This is a genomic window from Halorussus marinus (assembly GCF_004765795.1).
Lineage (GTDB): Archaea > Halobacteriota > Halobacteria > Halobacteriales > Haladaptataceae > Halorussus > Halorussus marinus.
The window spans coordinates 365918-385677 of record NZ_SBIV01000001.1 but is presented as its reverse complement, the minus strand read 5'-3'; the positions used below and the strand labels follow the sequence as shown (position 1 = coordinate 385677).

Genomic DNA, 19760 nt, shown 5'->3' with positions numbered 1-19760 from the left:
GGACCGTTCGATCGCGTGAGCGAGCCGCTTCCTACCAAATATGCGAGAATACACGGATACTATTACAGAGTGGCTCTCGGTTCAAATACCTTGGCAAACGCGGCGGGTCTCGGCGCGTCGGCCCCTATGGCTCGCGGATTCGCGGTGTCGACGCTACGACTCGGACCAGACGGTGAGCGTGGCGATCGCGAGCGACCCCGCGAGCCACGCGAGCAGGCCGACGACGCCGGCGGCCGACGAGACGGGGGCGCTCGACTCGACCCCGCCGACGACCGTCGAGAGTACGAGCCCGCGGAACGCGCTGTTCGGGCTGAGTGAGAGCGCCGCGCCGAGCGCCTCGTCGGGAACGACGCCTCCGGCGAGCCCCGCGACGATCCCGGCGTCGAGGCCGATCACCAGCGCCAGTCCGAGCGCGACCGCCAGCACGAGCCCGGTCCGGGTCGTGGTCGCGGCCGCCGAGATGGCGGTCGCCGCCGCCGCGAGCACCAGCGCGAACGCCGCCGAGAGGACGACGAACCGGAGATACAGCACGGGCGAGTCCGCCGCGCCGTGGGACGCGATCACGGTCGTCCCGACGCCGCCGAACAGGGGCACGAGCGCGGCGACCGCGACCAGCGGGACCGCCACCGCGACGACCAGCGCCGACGCCCGGCCCAGATACACCCCGAGGACGTAGGTCGGCCGCGAGACGGGATACGTTCGGAGCACGTCGAGTTCGCCCCGCTCGCGGTCGCCGAGGATCGCCCGGTAGCCGACCGCCAGCGCGAGCGCCGGCACCAGCACCTCGACGGGCGTCAGCAGGTCGAGCACCAGCGGGACGTATCCGACCGCCTCGCCGGTCCACCCGAGGACGCCCACGATCGCGCCGAATCCGGCCGCGAGCGCGAGGAACGCCCGGGTCCGAGCCACCGTTGTCAGCTCCCGGCCCGCGACCGCGAACAACTGGTCGATCGACTGGCGGTTCATCGCTGGCCCCCGTCGGCGCTGGCGCTGATCGCGGGCGAGTCCCGGTCGTCGTCGGCGGCGGTGAGCGACAGGAACGCCTCGCGAAACGACTCCGCCCCGGTCCGGGCCGCGAAGTCGTCGGGCGAGCCGTCCGCGACCACGTCGCCGCGGTCGAGCAGGAGTACGGTGTCGGCGGTCTCGGCGCCGGCGAGGTTGTGGGTCGCCACCACCACCGCCATTCCGTCGTCGGCGAGGTCGCGCGCCACCTCGAAGATGTACTCGGTCATCCGGGGGTCGAGGTCGCCGGTCGGCTCGTCTAAGACGACGACCGACGGCTCGCCGAGGATCGCCTGCCCGATGCCGAGGAGTCGGCGCATCCCCCCCGAGAGGGCGTCGACTCGGCGGTCGGACGCCTCGCCGAGACCGACGCGATCGACGATCGCCGACACGTCGACCTCGCGGTCCAACAGGTCGGCGTAGAACTGCAGGGTCTCCTCGACCGTGAACGCCGACCGGAAGTCGGGGTTCTGCGGGAGGTAGCCCACGTCGCGACCGGATCGGTCGCCGGCGGTCAGCCTGACTCGACCGTCGTCGGGCGGCGTCAGGCCCAGAACCGCCCGGAGCAGGGTCGTCTTTCCGGACCCGTTCGGGCCGACGAGCGCCGTCACGCTCCCGGACGCGACCGAGAACGACAGGTCCGAGAACACGTCGACCTCGCCGAACGAGTGGCTCAGCCCCTCGACGTCGAGGACGGTCGCTCGGTCGCTCGACTCCTCGCTCTCTCGCTGGGTGGATGTGGCGTCTGTCATCGGTTTTCTCCAGTCTGGTTCGACCCGCGGGCCGCGGCGAGGCGGTCGGGAGCGACCGGTTGGGCCAGCGGCGCTTCGTCGACGACGCCCGTGGGTCTGAGCCCGGGGACGAGCCCCTGAAGGCCTCGAAGCGCCTTCAGCGCGGGCGATTCGGCCAGCGTCGACGCGCCGGCGACGTCGCCGACCCGGCTGTCGACCGGGCCGGTCGGGCGGAACGACCGGTCGAGGACGCCGTCGCCGTCGGCGTCGTCGCCGGGCGCGTTCGCCCAGTAGTTGCCCCGCCCGTCGACGGTCCACACTCGGAGCGGCCCGAGCGACGCCGAGACCGACCGACGGTTGTCCGCGAAGTCGTTCGCCGCGACCCGGTTGGTCGGGATCAGCGAGGCGGCCCGGAACCCGATGTCGTTGCCGACCACGGTGTTTTGCTCGTACATCGACGTGGTCGAGGGCGCTTCGAGGCCGTAGTGGTTGCCGACGACCGTGTTCCGGGCGACGTAGGACGCTCGACCGCCCACGTTGATCCCGGAGTAGCTGTCCCGGACGACGTTGCCGACGACGAGGTTAGCGGTCGGCCGAGTCATCACGATCACGCCCGTGCTGGCACCGGTGACGGTGTTGTCGGCGACCAGCGCGTCGGAGGTGTACATCTCGTGGACGCCGTACCGCATCCCGTCCTCGCCAACCATCCGGTTGTTCCGGACGACCGTCCCGTCTCCGAGGTGGGTGTAGACGCCGTCCCGGCCGCCGACGAACGTCGAGTTCTGGACGACGAGCCGCGAGTCCATCACCATGACGCCCATGAAGCCCTCTGACCACTCCTCGGTGCCGTTGACCCGCACGCCGTCGACGACCGCGTTGTCGCTCCACCGGGCGACGACGCCGTTCGCGGGCGTGTCGATCGAGACGTTCCGGACCATCGACCCGTTCGCCGAGTCGAGCGTGACGCCCGCGTCGCCGTAGCCGTAGCCGAGCTGGATGCGGTAGTCCCACTCGCCGGTCCGGTCGGTCGTGACGTCTTCGGGCGTGTGGGTGGCGCCGACGCCCGAGAGGCGCAGGTCCGCGACCGCCCCGCGGTCGGCGGTGACGGTCACGACGCTCCCCTCGCCGCCGCCCCGGAGGTGGGTGGCGTTGCCCGCGCCCCGGAGAGTCACCGGCTCGTCGATCGTGACGTTGGCGTCGTAGCGACCCGGCGGGACGAAGACGGTGGTGTTGGGCGGCGCCGCCTCGAGCGCCGCCGCGATCGTCGGGGCGTCGTCGCCGACGACGACCGAGACCGGCCGGTCGAGCGCCGCCGCGGCGTCGGCGACGCGCCGGTCGGCCCACTCGTGGTGGGCGGTCACGTCGCGTTCGAACGCCGCGCTCGTCGCCGGCCCGGTACCGAACGACATCGACCGAACCGCGCTCCAGCGCCGGATCTCGCCGCCGTAGGACGCGACGAACGATTCGGCGGCGCCCCGCTCGGAGAACGGGACGACCGTCTCGCCGGCGGGGGTTCGCGCCTCGCTCCCGACGACGAAGTACGCCTCCTCGGCGGCGACCCACCCCACGTACGTCGACGGGCTATCGGGGACTCCGAGCAACCCCCGATCGTCGAGTGTCGGCTCTGCGGTAGCGTAGTCGCTCACGTACGCGGTGAGCGGGACCCCGAACTGGCGGTCGTGGCCCTCTCGGCCGAGTTCGTCCACCAGCGCGGTGACGCCGTTGTAACCGACGACGTACCGATACTGCGAGTAAAACACCTGCGCCCGGGGGATCTCGACGCCGCGTTCGCCCGCCTGTACCGTGGCGGCCGCCGTCATGCCCGTGGTGATGGTGTCCTCGAACGCGACCGGGTCGGGCCGGTCGCCGCCGGCGTCGACCGCGAACGACCCACTGCTCACCAGCAACACGGCGGCGATCACTGCGAGAACGGGTTTCGGATTCATCGCTACTGTGAGACCGGCGGGATGGTTCGGACCGCTCGTTGGCCGACCGTACGCGACGGCTACTCTTACGTCCTTTCATCGCGCTGTAGGCGTCCGAACGCCCGCGGCTACACGCCGAGCCACTCGTCGTTCCGGACCTCGTAGCCGTTCGCCCGGCAGAACTCCGCGGCCTGTCGGCGCACCGCTCGGGAGCCCGGAAGCGCTTCTTTCTCCCGGACTCGGTCGACGATCCAGTCGGCGATGGCCCGGATCCCCTCGTCGTCGTCGTCCGCGTCGATCGCTTTCAGCTCCTCGAACGTCTTCTCGTAGGCGTCGCGCTGGGACCCGCCGAGCTCGACGTTCCGGAGCGTGTCGGCGGCCTCCGCGACCCGCTTCATCGCGGCCGCGACGGTCGGTCGCTGGACGCGCTTGCGCACCGCCGCCGACGAATCGAACGTCTCGGCGTCGGCGTCGGCCACCAGTTCCGCGACCGCGACGCGACCGTCCGGGACCTCGATTTCGCGATCGCCGATCGTCGCGACTACCTCGGTGGCCGGGGCCGGGAACGAAACAGATTCGAGCTCCGCCTCGAGGTCGGTCAGCTCCTCGGCCTCGATCGGCGGCTCGGGTTCGTCGCCCCGCTCCAGTGTGGCTTCGAGCTCTCGCTCTCGCTGTCGTCGCTCCTCGTCGCGGGCCTGCTTGTCTCTGCCTTGCTTGTCGTCTGCCATCTATCCGCATACGCCGCGGAGTCGGATAACCCTGTGGTCGAGTCGTGCGGTCCCCGGGGGCCTCGTCGTCGGGGACGGCCCTCGCGCCGGCGGCGCTCGGGGCCGGCCCTTCACAAGATTATTTGAACCGGGCTGGGTGGACCGTGGTATGCGACTGCTCCAGATCGCCGTGCCCCTCGGCGAGCGCGACGCCGTCGAGCGGACGCTGTCGGACGCGGGGGTCGAGTACTTCCTCACCGACGAGACGTCGGGACGGGACTACGCGGCGCTCGCGTTCGTCCCGACCGACTCGGAGAACGTCGAGTCGCTGGTCGACGACCTCCGGGGGCTCGGCGTCCACCGGGACGGCTACGTCACGGTGAGCGAACTCGAAACCGTCGTCTCCGAGCGCTTCGAGCGCCGGAATCGTGCGAACGCGGCCGACGAGAGCGACATCGAGGAGACCAACGGCCGGATCGCTCGCGAGGAGCTCCGGGCCCGGGCGGCGGCGGTCGCGCCGGTGACGACCAACTACGTCGTGTTCACCGTGGTGAGCACGATCATCGCGACCGCGGGGCTGTTGATGGACAGCGCCGCGGTCGTCGTCGGATCGATGGTGATCGCCCCGCTGATCGGGCCGCCGATCGCCGCGAGCGTCGGGAGCATCCTCGACGACGCCGACCTGTTCCGAACGAGCGTCAAAGCCCAGTTCGCCGGCCTGCTGATCGCGGTCGCCAGCGCGGCGGTGTTCGCCGGGCTCCTCCGGGCGACGCTGGTTCCCCACGCCGACCTCCAGGTCATCGGGCAGGTCGCCGAGCGTGTCAACCCCGGCGCGCTCGCGCTCGTGGTCGCGGTCGGCGCCGGGGTTGCGGGCGCGATGTCGCTGACCGCCGCCACGAGCGTCGCGCTCGTCGGGGTCGCCATCGCGGTCGCGCTCATCCCGCCGGCGGCCACCGTCGGGCTGGGGATCGCCTACGGCGATCTGACCGCCGCGGTGAGCGCCGGACTGCTGGTGCTGATCAACGTCCTCTCGATCAACGTCGCGAGCCTCGCCACCCTCTGGTTGCAAGGGTATCGCCCCGAGCAGTGGCACGCCGAGGGGACCGCCCGGCGGGCCGTCGTCCGCCGGGCGGCGGTGTTGCTCGCGGTCGTGGTGGTGCTCTCGTCGGCGCTCGTCGTCACGTCGGTCAACGTCGCCGAGAACGCCGAGTTCGAGCGGTCGGTCACGGATCTGGCGTCGGAGACCGACGCCCGCGTCCTCTCGGTCGAGGTGTCCTACCGGACCGAACTCTTCTTCCGACACCCCGAGACGGTGACGGTCCGGACGGTCGGCGGGTCGGGCGGGTCGGCGATGGCGCTCGGCGACCGGATCGAAGCGAACACCGACCGGGAGGTGGCGGTGGTCGTGATCCGCGAGACCGGGGACGTCTCGGGCGTCGAGTCGTCTCGAGCCGTCTCGCCGATGGTACCGAGACCGTTCAAGTATGATTTCAATAATTTGTACTCGTAATATTAAGGAGGTTATTTCACCTCGCGGTCCCACCACTCGGTATGGACACCCCGATCCGGGTGCTTCACGTCGAAGACGACGCGCAGTTCGCCGATCTCGCGGCCACGTATCTCGAACGCATCGACGACCGGTTCTCGGTCGAGACGGCGACCGACGTGACCGAGGGTCTCGAGCACCTCGCCGACGGGGAGTTCGACTGCGTCGTCTCGGACTACGATATGCCCGGACAGAACGGCATCGAGTTCCTCGAGAACGTTCGAACCGAGCGACCGAATCTCCCGTTCATCCTCTTTACGGGGAAGGGATCGGAGGCGGTCGCCAGCGAGGCGATCTCGAAGGGCGTCACCGACTACCTCAAGAAGAAGTCCGGCGCCGACCGCTACGAACTGCTCGCCAACCGCATCCGAAACGCCGTCCGGCGGCGCCGCGCCGAGCGCCGGGCCGAACTCTGGACCGACGCGATCGAGGCCGCCAACGAGGGGATCGCGATCGTCGGCCCGGACGGCCGGTACGCCGAGATGAACCGGGCGTACGCCGACCTCTACGGCGTCGAGCCCGCCGAGCTGATCGGCGAGCCGTGGGTGAAGACGGTTCCCGAGGACGAGGCCGAGCGGCTCAGAGAGGACGTCTTTCCCACGCTGGAAGCCGAGAGCTGGTCGAGCGAGTCGGTCGGCAAGCGCGTCGACGACAGCGTCTACCCGAAACTGCTGTCGCTGGCCGACCTCGGCGACGGCGGTCGGGTGTGTGTGATCCGCGACATCTCCGACCAGAAAGAGCGCGAGGCCGAGCTCCGAGCGAAGGCCGCCAAACTCGACGTGCTCTTCGAGCAGTCGCCGGACCTGATCGACATCCACGACGCCGACGGCGAACTGATCGACGCCAACCGCCGGCTGTGCGATGCGCTCGGATACACGGAGTCCGAACTGATCGGAAAGCGCGTCTGGGAGGTCGACGAGGCGATCGACCCCGAGACCGCCCGCGAACTGTGGGCCGAGATGGCGCCCGGCGAGATGCGAACGCTTCGGGGGAGATACCGCCGACGCGACGGATCGACGTTCCCGGTCGAGGTCCACCTCGTGCGAGTCGACCTCGACGGCGACGCGCGGTTTTTCGTCATCGCCCGGGAAGTCGACGCCGAGCAGTGAGGAGCCACGGTCGATAGTCGAGGAGCGCCGACGGGACGGCGCACCGACACCTCGCGACCGCTGGACCGCCCGCCGGTCGCGTTCACGGTGACGCTTAAACGACCGGCGGCCGTAGCCCGAGCCGATGGCCACCATTCGAGCCGGGACAGCGACCGTTTCGGCGAGCGTCGAGATCGCGACGAGACCGCACCGTCCCCCGCGCCAAACCGCCCCGATCGGCAGTGAGCCGGTCTCGACGCTCGCCTTCGACGAACCGGGCCCGACCGACGCCGACACCGCGAGACCGACCGGAGCGTCCCGGAGCGGGTGATCGAACGATGCCGAGTTGGGACGAGCGGTTCCGGGACGGCGACTACCCCCGAAATCCCGATCCGTCGCCGGTGCTTTGCAGGTACGTCGACTCGTTTCCCGACGGCCGCGCGCTCGACGTGGCGACCGGGACGGGCCGCAACGCGGTGTTTCTCGCCGAGGCGGGCTATCGGGTCGACGGCATCGACAGGTCCCGCGAGGGACTGCAGATTGCCCGTCAGAACGCGATCGACCGCGGCGTCGCCGACCGGACCGAGTGGATTCGAGCCGACGTGCCGACCTACGCGTTTCCGGAGTCGACTTACGACGTCATCGCGATCAGCTTCTATCGTGCGGTCGACCGGTTTCCCGACATCAAGGCCGCGCTCGCCCCGGGCGGCGCGCTGTTCGTCCAGCACCACCTCCGGTCGTCCGAGGACCTCCGGTCGGGATCGAGCGGCGACCGCTACCGGTACGGGGCCAACGAGCTCCTCCGGGACTGTCTCGACCTCACGGTGCTCTACTACGACGAGCGCACCGAAACGCGGGCGGACGGTCGCTCGGGCGCGGTCGTCCGACTCGTCGCGCGCAACTCGACGGGCCAGCGCCAGTCGTACCCGCGAGTCGACCCCTTCGAGTGTGAGACCGGCGACTGACCGCGGGCGGTGTCGCCGGGTCCGACACGGCGGCCAACGTCGAGCGGTGATCGCGGAGTGGGTGCGGGCCTCGACGAGCGTCGGCGTCATCGCTCGTCGTCGACATCGGGCTCGAACGGACTGCGCTCGATGTAGAGCGCCTCGAACAAAAAGAGCGTGAGAAAGATGCCCGCGATTCCGAACAGGATCTCGACGTCGGTCCGATAGAGGTGATAGAGGACGATCGGAATCGCCGCGGTCGTCCCGACGAGACCGAGCGCGGGGAACAGGCGATTCGATCCCGTCTCGTCCGCGAGCCGGAGGTTCACGAAATTGGTCACCGCGTCGGCGAGCAAGAACGCGACCGACCCGAACTCGGTGATCTGCTTGAGCGTCCCGAGCGCGGCGAAGGCGGCGGTCAGCCCTCCCATGAGGACAAGCGAGTAGACGGGGATGCCCTCCCGGTTCCGAAACGAGAAGAGTCGCGGGATCGCACCCTCGGTCGCGATCTCGTGAGCGAGCCGCGAGGCGCCAAAGAGCGTCGCGTTGATCCCCGACGACGTGCTTTTCATCGCGGACAGGATCACGAGCGCGAACCCGGCAGTCCCGAGGAGCGGGATGTTCGAGACGGCCGCCGCGAGCGCGGTCTCCTCGTGTGCGACGAGCTGTTCGGGCCTCAGTTGGAGGGTCGCCATGAACGACACCGCGACGTAGATCGCGATCGCGATCAGGATGGCGAGATACATCCCGATCGGGAGGGTCCGCTCGACGTTCCGGATTTCTTCGTACTCGTAGATCAGCAACTGGAACCCCTCGTAGGAGACGAAGATGATCGCGAATCCGGTGATCGGGCTCAGATACCCCTCGTCGAAGAAGTCGACTGCAGTGGGATCGCCCCGGAAGAAGGCGATTCCGAGCGCGGCGAGCGAGAGCAGGATTACGATCTTGAGGTAGACCGCGACGTCCTCGAACAGGCCGGTTTCGCGGACGCCCGAGAGATTCAATCCCACGAAGAGGCCGACGATCCCGACCGAAACGACGGGGCGGAGGACTCGCGGTAGTTCGATCCCGACGACGGCCCGCGCGGCGGTGAGGGCGTACGCGCCGAACGCGAATGCGTACATCGCCATGACGCCGACGTAGCCGACGACTAACACCCACCCGGTGTACGCGGCGATCGTCGGGCTGTCGACGACGTGTTCGACGAACGTGAACGCCCCGGCGTGTTCCTCGAAGTGGAAGGTCAGTTTGAGATACGAGTACGCGGTGAGCAACGTGATGATTCCCGCGATCAGATACGAGAGCGCGACGGCGTTGCCGGCCTGTTGCATCGCGACACCGAGGGCGGCGTAGATGCCTCCCGAGACCATCCCGCCGACGCCCATGGCTACGACCTCCGGTAGCCCGAGTTGGCCGTCGCGAGTGCGCTCTACCACCCCTTTGAGAGCGTTCAGATCCATGAGTCGAGTCGGTCGGACGGTCTCCGAAGTCAGTGTTCGATTACTGTTGGCGCTCCGGGCGATTCTTCGAGGGGCGGCTTACCGTTCGGTAATTCGGCGCGCGAGTTGGTCTCTCACTGTACAGCTATCTTCTAAAACGGATAAAATACGCGGGCACAAGTAGGTGGCGCCTCGAATACCCACGGAGCACCGTGGTTCGCATATTCCCCGATAGGTTTCGTTTCGGCGCGAAAACCCCGCCCGTATCAGTAGTTATTAGCGCAATTTCTTTATTCAGAGCAGGCGCTGAAAATGAGGCGGCTGAATCGGTACGTGAGAATGCGAAGTCAGGAGAAGGGAGAGTCTTTCCGCCAGACACATGTGAATAGGATTATAAATAACAGTATGGTATCTCAGACTACAGGCCGGCCACTCGATGACACCGGTGGGCCGACCGAAGGGCCCGCTCTCGAAATTGACCCGGAAGGACGGGCTATAGAACTGTTTTCAGAGTCTCCTCATGCACTCGCATCAAGTCCGGGTATGGGAATGTGGTCGACGATACTGCGGTACCCAGAAGCAAGCGAGAAAGAGACTCCCGCCATGCTCGTCTGGTTGAGTCCGGAGGCCACGACACTGCCGGCCCACGTACATATGGAGAGCACAGAGGTCTTTCGATCGGTCAAAGGCGAACTGACTGTCGTCGTTGATGACAGCCCTCGACACCTCGCTACCGGTGAAGAACTCACCGTCGAACCGGGAGACCCACACTACTTTCAGAACGATACCGACGATTTTGTGGCATTCGAGGTAGAAGTACCGTGGAAGAAGACGATCGACACCCAATACATGACTGCGGGGCTCGACCACGAGGGATACTTCGGTACTGACGACGGATACGGAGAACCTGATTTCGTCCAAGGGCTGTTGCTGGCCGAGTACGTCAAGGAGGAAACACGGATTACTATCGCGCCGAAGATCGTTCAACAGCTACTCTGGGCTTCTGTCTGTCGAGTCGCGCGATTGACCGGGCGTAGTGCGATGGACGACCGATACTTACGAGACTACTTCTGGGAATCGAATGTCGAGCAGCCGGACATCTAAGAGGCCATCGGGACGCCGGCGTAAGCCGTCTCTCGGTGGCACGGGGCATTCAGTCTTTGAGCTGTACTGACCGGCTGTTTCATCTCTCACACTGAATAAAGAAATCGCGTTTTCAACTACTGGTATTCGAGGGATAGACGAAGGGAGACGACGCGACTCTCGGGGTATCGTCAGTGGTACGGGAGATCCGGAACGTCGTTTCTCTCTCTCCGCTTCAGATCCGAGAGGCGGGCCGCGCTACTGCGTCTAAACGAGTAGAGACGACTCGGATTGTGTGCGATTCTCGGATGGCTGTCTTCGATCACACATAGGTGGTGAAATACGCACTGTTAGAAGGTCGAACGGCGGCAGGAAGGAGTGCTCCGTCAGGGATTTGAACCCTGGTCCTTGCCGTGAGAGGGCAAGATGATTGGCCGGACTACACCAACGGAGCGTGCGTCGCCTCTGCACTCAATCGTAGTCGGACGGACCGTTTAACAGTTGCGTTTTCGTGCCGCCGTGTCCCGGTTCCACACGGATCCGGCCCGGCGTGAACAGTTCACGACTGGGAATTCCCGACGGTAACGGTCGGTATACAAACGCACGCCGGCATTACTCAGAAAACAGACCCGAGGGTCACTCTTCGAGCGGCGAGCCGGCCGCGTCGGGCTCGTGGCCTTCGAGGCTGATGATGTTCTCGCGACCGACCCGGAGCTTGCTGATCTCGCCGTCTTCCTCCATCTCGGAGAGTAGCATGCTCACCTTCGATTTCGACCACCCGGTCTCGTCGACGATGTTGACCTGTTTCATCCGGCCCCCGTTCTCGTCTAACAGCTTCTTGACCCGGGCCTCGTCGGTCAGCAGTTCCTCGTCGCTGACCGACGGGGCGGGCGAGCCCGAGTCGGGATTGGCGGCGGCCGAGCCGGCTGTCCCGCCGGGGTCGTCGCCGCGGTCCACGAACGAGCCGAAATCGCCCTGTCGCCACGCGAACGCCGCCGCGAGCCCGAGCAGGACGACGACGGCCGCGACGAACAGCGCCAGCGGCAATCCGGTTTCCCCGGGCTGTTGGGCGACGGCGGTGGTCGTCGCGTTCGGGCCGGCCACGCCGCCAGAGCGGGTCGTCTCGGCGGCCGTCGTAGTCACGGGGACCGGCTCGAATCGAACGCGCGGGCGCTCGTCGTTGAAGTCGCGTCGGCCCTCCCAGGTCACCGATTCGGACTGGGCCAGCGTGCCGTCAGAGACGGTGGCGTTCGGATCGACAGCGGTGAACCGGAGTTCGGGGCCCGCGTGGACGACCAGCGACTGGTTCGGACCCAGATACAGCCCGTCCTGAAACACGTCTCCGATGACCACGTCAGCGCCGTCGGCGACCGCGAAGGAGGTCCAGTGGAACGACATCTGGACGATCCCTCGATTCTCGTTGACGATCCCGCCGACGCGGGCCTCTTTCGAGAAGCGCTCGGCGTCCATCGTCCGGTTCGTCCGGTTCTGGCCGGCGCTCGCGAGGTCCTTGGCCTGCCCTCGGAAGCCGTCGTAGAGTGCGGTCGAGTTGTTGTTGAACTCCTCGGCGAACGCCTCGAACTCGTCTTTTTCGGTCTCGTTGAGCGTCTGCTGGTAGGTGAACGTCCACTTGGCGGTGCCGTTGCCGTACACCGTGATGTGGAACGTGACGTCGTCGAAGTCGTCGCCGACGCCGAGCCGCTGTGGCTCGGCGGTCGGCGAGCTTGCGGACGGCCCGCCCGCGAACGCCGCCGCGGGCACCGCTCCGACGAGTAACACGACTACGAGGCCGACAGCCAGCAGCCGTCTCATGCACGTTATTCCTCCATTGCCCGGTATAAAAGACCTTTTGACGTGGGGCTGTCACCGGACAACGGTGCCATCGGCCACGACGCGTGCTGGCGATTGCCACGCGGTCGCGTCGTCGAGCGGGTCCCCGTCGAGAATCAGGAGGTCCGCCCGGTAGCCTTCGATTACCCGCCCGACCTCGCCGTCGAGACCCAGCAGGTCGGCGGCGTTGACCGTCGCCGCCTCCAGAGCCGCCGCCGGCGAGAGGCCGTGGTCGACCATCAACGCCAACTCCTCCGGGGCGTCGGCGAGGTGGTTGAACGGCGTGCCGGCGTCGGTTCCCATGGCGATCGGGACGCCCGCCTCGATCGCGTGGTCGAACGCCTCGTCGAACGCCTCGGCCGCTTCTTCGGCCTTCCGAACCGCGAACTCGGGGATCCCGGCTTCGGTCCCGGCGTCGACGATGCCGTGGAGCGCCTTCGCGGTCGGGACCCAGTAGGTGCCCCGATCGGCCATCAGCTCGGCCGCTTCCCGGTCCATGAAGGTGCCGTGTTCGACGCTGGTGATACCCGCCCGGGTCGCGTTCTTGATGCCCGCCGCGCCGTGAGCGTGGGCCGCCGTCGGCACGCGCTTGGCCGCGGCCGTCTCGACGAGCGCCGACAGCTCCTCCTCGGTGAGTTCCGGGGCGCCCGTCAGCGCGCCCTCGGTGAGGACCCCGCCGGTCGCCATCGTCTTCACGACGTCCGCACCCCGCTTGAGTTGCTCGCGAGTCGCCTTCTGTACCTCGGCGACGCCGTCGGCCTCGCGGGCGTGCCAGTGGCCGTGGCCGCCGGTCATCACCACGCTCTGGCCGCAGGCGAGGACCCGGGGCCCGTCGAGCACGCCCGACTCGACGGCGTCGGCGGCGTCGAGCGCGACCGACGCCGCCGCCCCGAGGTCTCGAACCGTCGTCACGCCGCCGTCGAGCGCGCTCTCGAGGTTGTTGGCGGCCCGGTAGGCGAGCGTCGCTTCGGAGGCCCCGCGCGCCGACCCCGGATCCGGCCGGCCGTCGAGGGTGAGGTGGACGTGGGCGTCGACGAGTCCGGGCGCGACGAACTGTCCGGTCGCGTCGATCTCCTCGTCGGCGTCGGGCACGTCCCCGACCGCCGCGATCTCGCCGTCCTCGACGGCGACGTCCGCTTTTCGAGTGCCGCCCGCGTCTACGACTGTCCCGCCTCGGAGTGCCAGCATGTGCGAGTAGTTGTCCCGACACATCCTAAACGTCCGGGTCCCGGAACCCCCGGCGGCCGATCAGGGACGACGAGACGAAGAAAATCGCCACAGAAATCGACTCGGCGCCCGGCGGCGTCGCCCGGACCGACGCCTCAGTCGTCGGCCGGAGCGACGGCGTTCCGCTCGGACCACGAGGCCGACTCGTCGGCGTCGTCGGTGTCGAGTGCCGATCGGACGATGTCGACGAGCGCCCGGCGTTTCACCAGCGCGAACCCGAGGAAGATCGCCCCGAAGCCCGCCGCCGTGGTCCCGTCGATCAGGTCGCCGAGCAACAGCCACCCGAACAGCGTCGCCATCACGGGTTCAAGGTAGCCGACGAGGTTGAGCTGGGTCGGCCCGACCCGGTCGAGCAGCGCGAAGTAGACGAGGAACGCGACCACGCCAGAGAGCAGGGTGAGATAGGTCAGCGACGCGATCGCGGTCGAGGTCCACGCCACCGCGGCGAACGTCTCGCCCCGGAGCCCGCCGACGGCGTACAGCACCCCGGACCCGCTGACCATGCCCCAGCCCTGAAGCGACGACACCGGGAGGTCGGTCCGGAGCGGCCGGAGCAACACGCCCCCGAGCGCGAAGCAGACCACCGAGACGAACACGAGTCCGACGCCGACCGCGCTCGCCGAGGCGGCGTTCGTCGGGTCGAAGTCCGCGACGATCAGCACGCCGACGAGCCCGATCACGAAGCCGACTATCTCGGTCGTCGACAGCCGCCGGCCGAGGACGAGCGACGCGAACACCGCGGTCAGGACCGGCGAGAGGCTGATCACGATCGACGCGATCGCGCCCGAGACGTACAGTTCGCCGATGTAGACGAACGCGTGGTGGCCCGCGATGATGAACGCGCCGACCACGCCGATCGAGAGCCACTCGTCGCGGCCCGCGGGCCGCCACCGATCGGCGGCGAACACCGCGTAGCCGAGGATGATCGCGCCCGCGATCGAGTAGCGAACGCCGGCGAACAACAGCGGCGGGAAGTAGTGGAGTCCGACTTCGATGGCGACGAACGAGCCGCCCCAGAGGGTCGCGACGAGCACGAACAGCACCGGGGTGCGCGAGACAAAACGCCAAATATCGTCCGATAACATGGTTCTGGTAGCACGAAATAGCGCGGTAGAGTTAAACCTTTCTACAAAGACTCTCAAAATACTCGAACTGGCCCTAGATATAGGAGTAATATTTGCGCGTTTCTGGCTACTATGCGCGGTCGCGGACACGTCAAAAGACGGAACTGGGGGTCGGTGACGGTCGAACGCCGGTGTTAATTAGGCGGACGACCGAAGTGCCACGAAAATGGACGAGCGCGACGTCACCATTCTGAAGGCCATCGCGGACCTGGGTACCGGGAGCCCCGAACAGCTCAGCGAGGAGACCGACATCCCGGTGTCGACGATCCACTACCGGCTGACCAACCTCCGGGAGGAGGGCGTGATCGAAAACGACCTCTACGACATCGACCTCGAAGCGGCGGGCCTCGGCGTGACCGTGCTCGTGGAGGTGCTGGCGGACTACGAGGGTCCCTACGAGGAGTTCGGCGACCGACTCCTCGAAGTCGAGGGAGTCACGCAGGCGTACTTCACGATGGGCGAGACCGACTTCATCCTCGTCGCGCGACTCCCCGACAGCGACGCCGTCGAGCGACTCATCAGCGAGTTCGAGGCCATCGAAGGCGTCGAGCGGACGAACTCGACGTTCGTCATCTCGTCGCTCCGGGACGACGAGCGCCCGCTCCGGAGTTACAGTTTAGAGAGCCTGATCGAGGAGTTGGCCGACGAGTAGGCGGCGATCAGGGCGCGAGGCGGTTCTTCCGGTTTTTCATGTTCTCCTCGTAGTACTCGAAGGTGAGGGGGCACCACTCGGCCGCGAGATCGAGCATCCGTTCGGTCATCTCTCGAATCTCCCACTGGGCGTCGGCCGCCGCCCGCATGTCGGCGACGTGCATCAGCATCCGAGCGTTCACCGAGAACACCATGTTGACCTCGGTCCCGATCGGGAGGACGAACCGGGCGTCCTCGGGCGGCATCCCCAGATCGAGCAGTTCCTGATAGTCCTCGACCGACCGCTCGACCGACTCCCGGAAGATCGCCTCGCGTTCCTCGACGGTCTCCTCGTCGACCGAGCCGGTCTTCTGATTCCGGCCGATCCAGTCGGGATCGGTCGCCGACGGGGGCGTGACCACGAGTTCGCCCTCCGCCACGTCCTCGGGGTCGACGTCGTCGAACGAGACGTACCGCATGCTCCGGACGTCGAACGACGCGTGGCGGTGGCGGGTGATCTGGGCCATGCACGACCGGCTGATCCCCTTGACCGCGAAGGTGGCCTGCGCGTGCTCGAACGGGCCGAAGTGGCCCTGCTTGAGCAGGTGGCCGATGAGCGTCTCTTTTTTCGCCTCGATATCGTCGCCCTCGATGGTCGCCATGACCTCTTCGAACGACCGATCGCCGACGAACGCCTCCATGTAGTCGTTTCGCGCCGCGGTACAGATGACCTCCTCCGGGTCCTCGGTCGCTTCGAGCAGGCGGACTTCCATACGTGTGGGGAGTACCGCAGGCCTACATAAACCCACGCGACATCGTCGTCTCGACCGGTAGCGATACGCACAAACCGCGCCCGTCCGTACGGTCGACCATGATAACGAACATCGCACGCGGCGTGCAAGCGTTCACGAGCAACGCGTTTCTCGTCGAGGGCGACCGGACGGTGTTGGTCGATACGGGTGCGAACTTCGACGCCGTCGGAACGCTCGACGAACGCGAGGCCGACCTCGACGCCGTCGTTCTCACCCACACTCACTCGGACCACGTCGGCAACCTCGACTCGGTCAAAGACGCGTTCGGCGTCGAGGCGTGGGGCTTCGACGCCGACCAACCGGGCGTCGACAACGCCATCGGCGACGAGGAGACGGTCCGACTCGGCGACGACGGTTACGTCGCGCTCCACACGCCGGGGCACAAGAACGACCACCTCTGTTTCTACTCGGCCGGGGCGGGCGTGCTGTTCGCGGGCGATCTCGTCTTCCAGAACGGGAGCTTCGGCCGAACCGACCTCGAAGAGGGCGATCGCGGGCGGCTGATCGAGAGCATCGACCGGCTGAGCCAGCGCGTCGACGGCCACCTCGCGGAGATGCACACCGGCCACGGCCCGAGCGTGACGACCGACCCCGCCCGCGACATCGAGATGGCGGGCCAGGCCGCCCGGATGGGGTGAGCGGTCGAGTCCCCAGGAGGGGCCGGCGAGTCGTCGAAAGGTTCACTGTTTGGGCGGCCACCACTCCACCCGTGTCCGAGCGAACGCGACTCACGAGCGTCGAGACGGTCCACGAGGAGGGGTCGTGGCTGTTCACAGCCCGAGACCGGTACGGCGAACCCGAAGAGGTCGTCGTCGTGCCCTGCGAAGACGGCGTCGAGGCGTGGCTCAACCGCTGTACCCACGAGGCCCAGCGGCTCGACCGCGGGACCGGTGCCCCGATCCGCGACGGCCAGATCATCTGCCCGAGACACGGCTCGATGTTCGACGCCTGCTCGGGGTACTGCGACAACGGCGACGCGGCCGACACCACGCTGGTCTCGGTCGAACTCGCGGTCGAGGGCGGCGACGTCTACCTCGCGGACCGCGGCTACGAGTTCGACCACGAAGGGGCCATCGAGGACGGAGCCGGAACCGACGGCGACGACGAGCCGGACTCGACCTCCCACATCGGATTCTAGTCGGTCGCGACCGCCACCAGCTCGTCGTAGGCGGCCTCGTACGCCCGCGCGACCGCTCGGGGGTCCCGGCGGTCGTCGTCGGCGAGCGCCGGAAGGGTCGCGGTCGCCTTCGGGTCGGCGAGGTCGGTCACCTCGCCGGTGTGGACTTCGAGTCGGCCCTCGCGGGGCGTCCCGCCGGCGACCTCGCAGGCCTTCAGGAACCGGTCGCCGTCGTAGGCGGCCATCCGGCCGGGCTCGACGACCGCCACCGCGTCGACCGACAGGTCCCGGATCGGGAGCGCCACGTCGCCGTACGACTCGACGACCGCGCGCTCGGCCGCGCGAACCCGGTCGGCGAACGCCGCCAGCGTCGGAAAGTGGCGCTTCGTCGCGATCTCGTTCAGCTCCGCGACCGTCTCGACTCGGGGCGCGTCGTCGAGCGCGAGCGCCTCGCGGGCGGCCTCGGGCAGGTCGGCCTCGGCGTTGACGACGAACGACTCGCCGACCCGATCCAGCACGAACCGTCGGTCGGCGCCGCCGATCAGTCCGGTCGCCGGCCCCGGCGCCGGCCGCCAGAGCCTGTGAACAGGATTGAGCTCCTCGGGGTCGAAGTCCCCGCGACTCGCCGCCGCGAGCCGCCGGGCGTCCTTCCCGTAGAGTCGGCCCGCCGCGACCGCGCGTCGGTAGTCGTCGTGGTCGAACCAGTAGTCGTTGCCGGCGCGGGGCTTGAACCCCACCCCGTCGAGTCGGTCGACCAGTCCGGTCGTGAACGTGGTCTTGCCGGCGTCGACCCGGTCGGCGCCGGCGACCAACAGCCTCATCGCTCGTCGTCGGTCTTCAGCCCGTAGTAGCCCGGCTCGTCGTCGCGGTCGGGCTCGGCGACGACCAGATCGGCCGCGTTGTCGACGACCCACGGGATGGCCCAGTCGAGCAGGACGCTCTCGGTCTCGGGTTCGAGCTCGGCGTCGGTGTCGAGCTCCTGAAGGAGGCGTGCGATCTCGTAGACGGTGTACATCTGATCGGGCTCCAGCAGTTCGTCGGGCTCGTAGAAGTCGCAGGGATACAGCTCGTCGAACGCGGACTTCGGTCTGGGCATGGCAGGCGATACGGTCGACCGCCGGGTAAATCGTTCGTCTTCTCGATTCGGTCGGCGCCGAACCTCAATTTTTATCCGTGGTTGTTAACAAACTGCTTCTCACATGCCAACATCTGACGGGGCAAGCCGGTGCGAGGCGAAAACCGCCCTTGTCGAGACGTTCGAGACGTTCGGGGGCGGCGCGCTCCGTGACGTCTGGCTGTTCGATCGGACGGACCACGAGTCGCTGTTCCTCCGCGAGGACGTCTCCGAGAAGCTCGCCGGGTTCGACGTCGAGCGGTACGTGGACAACGAACGCTACGGCTTCGTGACCCGCGAAACCTACGGCGACCTCCACTACGCCGACTACGAGTACACCGTCCGGGGGTTCGACGGCTTCGAGCAGTTCCGGACGTTCCTGTCGGTCGACGAGGAGAAGATCGGCGTGTTCGCCAGCTTCGACCGGCGCGACATCGGCTACGACTTCGGCGCGCTGTATCGGGACATCCAGTCGGTGGTCGGCGACTACGCGGTCGAGTCGTTCCTGCCGGGGTAGTCGGCGACCACCGCGACGGTGCGAAGCGGTCGCGGGGGGATTTCAGGACACCTGCGGCTGTCGGGTAGGCGCGAAAGAAATGTGCGGAGTCGACGCTACTCGTGGTTGCCGACGGTGGTCTCGTACTGCTCGGCCACGGCGTCCCAGTCGACGACCTCGAAGAAGTTGCTCACGAAGTCGCCGCGGTCCGGACCGTAGTCGTAGTAGTAGGAGTGTTCCCACACGTCGAGCGCCAGGATCGGGTGCGATCCCCAGAGCGCGCCCTGGTCGTGCTTGTCGACCGCGACGTTACGGAGTTGCTTGGCGACGGGGTCGTAGACGAGGAGCGCCCAGCCGCCCGCGGCGCTCGCTGCGGTCTCGAACTCGCCCTTCCAGCCCTCGTAGGAGCCAAAGTCCTCCTCGATGCGGTCGCGCAGGTCGCCCTCGGGCTCGCCGCCGCCGTTCGGGTCCATGTTCTCCCAGAACAGCGTGTGCAGGTAGTGACCCGATCCGTTGTGGGTCACGTCGCCCAGCGCGCCGGCGGTGCCGTCGAAGTCGCCGCTCTCGCGGTTCTCCGCCAGCGTCTGCTCGGCGCTGTCGAGGCCGTTTACGTACCCCTGATGGTGGGTGTCGTGATGCCAGGTCAGCACCTGCTCGGAGATGTGCGGTTCGAGCGCGTCGTAGTCGTACGGAAGCGGTGGCAGCTCGGGATTGGATTGCTCGGGCATGAATATTACCTCCAACCTATATATGTCACTTCTCGCTCTTAAAGGTTGAGTAGTCGTTTGGTACCACGCCTCTAGGACGCCCCTAATTCTGGATTTGAGCCTCGAACGCGACCGTTTCACCGTCGAGTGGTGAACTCGATTAAAGTAAGAATTCAGATACGTCTGGTCGGCCCCCACAATCGGGGTGACGGCCGAGGCACGACCCGCCGCGGAGTCG

At 67.4% G+C, this 19760-nt stretch carries 20 protein-coding genes and 1 tRNA gene; 8 read left to right on the top strand and 13 right to left on the bottom strand.

Features of this window, described 5'->3' with window-relative positions:
* Positions 1–153: 153 nt before the first annotated feature.
* The 4 genes from EPY72_RS02045 to EPY72_RS02030 form a co-directional block, all read right to left on the bottom strand.
* Complete coding sequence (locus EPY72_RS02045) at positions 154–966, bottom strand: ABC transporter permease (RefSeq protein WP_135805405.1); 813 nt, start codon at positions 964–966, stop codon at positions 154–156.
* Complete coding sequence (locus EPY72_RS02040; protein ID WP_135805404.1) at positions 963–1754, bottom strand: ABC transporter ATP-binding protein; 792 nt, start codon at positions 1752–1754, stop codon at positions 963–965. Before EPY72_RS02040 ends, EPY72_RS02045 begins: the two co-directional genes overlap by 4 nt.
* Entirely contained in the window at positions 1751–3679 is a 1929-nt protein-coding gene (locus tag EPY72_RS02035; protein WP_135805403.1) for a NosD domain-containing protein, read from the bottom strand. The genes EPY72_RS02040 and EPY72_RS02035 overlap by 4 nt, the downstream gene beginning before the upstream one ends.
* A 107-nt stretch (positions 3680–3786) precedes the next feature.
* On the bottom strand, positions 3787–4386 hold the full coding sequence (locus EPY72_RS02030) for a DUF5789 family protein (RefSeq protein ID WP_135805402.1): 600 nt from the start codon (positions 4384–4386) through the stop codon (positions 3787–3789).
* A 148-nt stretch (positions 4387–4534) separates the two neighbouring features.
* On the opposite strand from EPY72_RS02030, the gene EPY72_RS02025 reads away from it, so the two are divergent.
* The 3 genes from EPY72_RS02025 to EPY72_RS02015 all read left to right on the top strand — a co-directional run bounded on the left by EPY72_RS02025 (position 4535) and on the right by EPY72_RS02015 (position 7964).
* On the top strand, positions 4535–5875 hold the full coding sequence (locus tag EPY72_RS02025) for a TIGR00341 family protein (RefSeq protein WP_135805401.1): 1341 nt from the start codon (positions 4535–4537) through the stop codon (positions 5873–5875).
* A 41-nt stretch (positions 5876–5916) separates the two neighbouring features.
* A complete protein-coding gene (locus EPY72_RS02020) occupies positions 5917–7020 on the top strand; it encodes a PAS domain-containing response regulator (RefSeq protein ID WP_135805400.1) in 1104 nt (367 codons plus the stop codon).
* A 317-nt stretch (positions 7021–7337) separates the two neighbouring features.
* Positions 7338–7964, top strand: coding sequence for a class I SAM-dependent methyltransferase (locus EPY72_RS02015; protein ID WP_135805399.1), 627 nt, complete (start codon positions 7338–7340; stop codon positions 7962–7964).
* A gap of 86 nt (positions 7965–8050) precedes the next feature.
* Here EPY72_RS02015 and EPY72_RS02010 read toward each other — a convergent pair whose 3' ends face one another.
* Complete coding sequence (locus EPY72_RS02010; RefSeq protein WP_135805398.1) at positions 8051–9403, bottom strand: APC family permease; 1353 nt, start codon at positions 9401–9403, stop codon at positions 8051–8053.
* 522 nt (positions 9404–9925) lie between these two features.
* Between EPY72_RS02010 and EPY72_RS02005 the strand changes: the two genes are divergently transcribed.
* Entirely contained in the window at positions 9926–10486 is a 561-nt protein-coding gene (locus EPY72_RS02005) for a cupin domain-containing protein (RefSeq protein WP_244605505.1), read from the top strand.
* Positions 10487–10844: 358 nt separating this feature from the next.
* Here EPY72_RS02005 and EPY72_RS02000 read toward each other — a convergent pair.
* From EPY72_RS02000 to EPY72_RS01985, 4 genes are all read right to left on the bottom strand, one after another.
* Positions 10845–10919: transfer RNA gene (locus EPY72_RS02000), tRNA-Glu, on the bottom strand.
* Positions 10920–11101: 182 nt separating this feature from the next.
* A complete protein-coding gene (locus tag EPY72_RS01995; protein WP_135805396.1) occupies positions 11102–12277 on the bottom strand; it encodes a helix-turn-helix transcriptional regulator in 1176 nt (391 codons plus the stop codon).
* 51 nt (positions 12278–12328) lie between these two features.
* Complete coding sequence (locus tag EPY72_RS01990; protein WP_135805395.1) at positions 12329–13483, bottom strand: metal-dependent hydrolase family protein; 1155 nt, start codon at positions 13481–13483, stop codon at positions 12329–12331.
* 134 nt (positions 13484–13617) lie between these two features.
* Positions 13618–14607 (bottom strand): DMT family transporter, encoded by a 990-nt coding sequence (locus tag EPY72_RS01985; protein ID WP_135805394.1) that lies wholly within the window; start codon positions 14605–14607, stop codon positions 13618–13620.
* 205 nt (positions 14608–14812) lie between these two features.
* Here EPY72_RS01985 and EPY72_RS01980 point away from each other — a divergent pair, with 205 nt between their 5' ends.
* Entirely contained in the window at positions 14813–15298 is a 486-nt protein-coding gene (locus tag EPY72_RS01980; protein ID WP_134672566.1) for an Lrp/AsnC family transcriptional regulator, read from the top strand.
* A gap of 7 nt (positions 15299–15305) precedes the next feature.
* Here the strand turns inward: EPY72_RS01980 and thyX are convergent, their stop codons facing one another.
* The gene (thyX, locus tag EPY72_RS01975; protein ID WP_134672565.1) at positions 15306–16049 is read right to left on the bottom strand and encodes an FAD-dependent thymidylate synthase; all 744 of its coding nucleotides are present in this window, start codon (positions 16047–16049) and stop codon (positions 15306–15308) included.
* A gap of 98 nt (positions 16050–16147) precedes the next feature.
* Here thyX and EPY72_RS01970 point away from each other — a divergent pair, with 98 nt between their 5' ends.
* Together EPY72_RS01970 and EPY72_RS01965 are read left to right on the top strand one after the other, a co-directional pair.
* Positions 16148–16726 carry an MBL fold metallo-hydrolase gene (locus EPY72_RS01970; protein WP_134672564.1) on the top strand — a complete coding sequence of 193 codons (579 nt, stop codon included), beginning with the start codon at positions 16148–16150 and terminating at the stop codon, positions 16724–16726.
* Positions 16727–16797: 71 nt separating this feature from the next.
* Positions 16798–17226 carry a Rieske (2Fe-2S) protein gene (locus EPY72_RS01965; protein WP_135805393.1) on the top strand — a complete coding sequence of 143 codons (429 nt, stop codon included), beginning with the start codon at positions 16798–16800 and terminating at the stop codon, positions 17224–17226.
* On the opposite strand, the gene EPY72_RS01960 is transcribed toward EPY72_RS01965, so the two are convergent.
* Positions 17223–18026, bottom strand: coding sequence for an ATPase (locus EPY72_RS01960; RefSeq protein WP_134672562.1), 804 nt, complete (start codon positions 18024–18026; stop codon positions 17223–17225). The two genes, EPY72_RS01965 and EPY72_RS01960, sit on opposite strands and share 4 nt — an antisense overlap.
* On the bottom strand, positions 18023–18301 hold the full coding sequence (locus tag EPY72_RS01955; protein WP_134672561.1) for a DUF5827 family protein: 279 nt from the start codon (positions 18299–18301) through the stop codon (positions 18023–18025). The genes EPY72_RS01960 and EPY72_RS01955 overlap by 4 nt, the downstream gene beginning before the upstream one ends.
* 103 nt (positions 18302–18404) lie before the next feature.
* Between EPY72_RS01955 and EPY72_RS01950 the strand changes: the two genes are divergently transcribed.
* Positions 18405–18836: a DUF7522 family protein gene (locus EPY72_RS01950; RefSeq protein WP_135805392.1), complete on the top strand. Its 432-nt coding sequence runs from the start codon at positions 18405–18407 to the stop codon at positions 18834–18836.
* A gap of 95 nt (positions 18837–18931) precedes the next feature.
* Here EPY72_RS01950 and sod read toward each other — a convergent pair whose 3' ends face one another.
* Positions 18932–19543 (bottom strand): superoxide dismutase, encoded by a 612-nt coding sequence (gene sod, locus EPY72_RS01945; protein ID WP_135805391.1) that lies wholly within the window; start codon positions 19541–19543, stop codon positions 18932–18934.
* Positions 19544–19760: the final 217 nt, after the last annotated feature.

Excerpts from the sequence above, each read along its gene's own strand:
- EPY72_RS02045 (WP_135805405.1), bottom strand. The coding sequence starts at position 966 with ATGAACCGCCAGTCGATCGACCAGTTGTTCGCGGTCGCGGGCCGGGAG.
- EPY72_RS02040 (WP_135805404.1), bottom strand. The coding sequence starts at position 1,754 with ATGACAGACGCCACATCCACCCAGCGAGAGAGCGAGGAGTCGAGCGAC.
- EPY72_RS02035 (WP_135805403.1), bottom strand. The coding sequence starts at position 3,679 with ATGAATCCGAAACCCGTTCTCGCAGTGATCGCCGCCGTGTTGCTGGTG.
- EPY72_RS02030 (WP_135805402.1), bottom strand. The coding sequence starts at position 4,386 with ATGGCAGACGACAAGCAAGGCAGAGACAAGCAGGCCCGCGACGAGGAG.
- EPY72_RS02025 (WP_135805401.1), top strand. The coding sequence starts at position 4,535 with ATGCGACTGCTCCAGATCGCCGTGCCCCTCGGCGAGCGCGACGCCGTC.
- EPY72_RS02020 (WP_135805400.1), top strand. The coding sequence starts at position 5,917 with ATGGACACCCCGATCCGGGTGCTTCACGTCGAAGACGACGCGCAGTTC.
- EPY72_RS02015 (WP_135805399.1), top strand. The coding sequence starts at position 7,338 with ATGCCGAGTTGGGACGAGCGGTTCCGGGACGGCGACTACCCCCGAAAT.
- EPY72_RS02010 (WP_135805398.1), bottom strand. The coding sequence starts at position 9,403 with ATGGATCTGAACGCTCTCAAAGGGGTGGTAGAGCGCACTCGCGACGGC.
- EPY72_RS02005 (WP_244605505.1), top strand. The coding sequence starts at position 9,926 with ATGGGAATGTGGTCGACGATACTGCGGTACCCAGAAGCAAGCGAGAAA.
- EPY72_RS01995 (WP_135805396.1), bottom strand. The coding sequence starts at position 12,277 with ATGAGACGGCTGCTGGCTGTCGGCCTCGTAGTCGTGTTACTCGTCGGA.
- EPY72_RS01990 (WP_135805395.1), bottom strand. The coding sequence starts at position 13,483 with ATGCTGGCACTCCGAGGCGGGACAGTCGTAGACGCGGGCGGCACTCGA.
- EPY72_RS01985 (WP_135805394.1), bottom strand. The coding sequence starts at position 14,607 with ATGTTATCGGACGATATTTGGCGTTTTGTCTCGCGCACCCCGGTGCTG.
- EPY72_RS01980 (WP_134672566.1), top strand. The coding sequence starts at position 14,813 with ATGGACGAGCGCGACGTCACCATTCTGAAGGCCATCGCGGACCTGGGT.
- thyX (WP_134672565.1), bottom strand. The coding sequence starts at position 16,049 with ATGGAAGTCCGCCTGCTCGAAGCGACCGAGGACCCGGAGGAGGTCATC.
- EPY72_RS01970 (WP_134672564.1), top strand. The coding sequence starts at position 16,148 with ATGATAACGAACATCGCACGCGGCGTGCAAGCGTTCACGAGCAACGCG.
- EPY72_RS01960 (WP_134672562.1), bottom strand. The coding sequence starts at position 18,026 with ATGAGGCTGTTGGTCGCCGGCGCCGACCGGGTCGACGCCGGCAAGACC.
- EPY72_RS01955 (WP_134672561.1), bottom strand. The coding sequence starts at position 18,301 with ATGCCCAGACCGAAGTCCGCGTTCGACGAGCTGTATCCCTGCGACTTC.
- EPY72_RS01950 (WP_135805392.1), top strand. The coding sequence starts at position 18,405 with ATGCCAACATCTGACGGGGCAAGCCGGTGCGAGGCGAAAACCGCCCTT.
- sod (WP_135805391.1), bottom strand. The coding sequence starts at position 19,543 with ATGCCCGAGCAATCCAATCCCGAGCTGCCACCGCTTCCGTACGACTAC.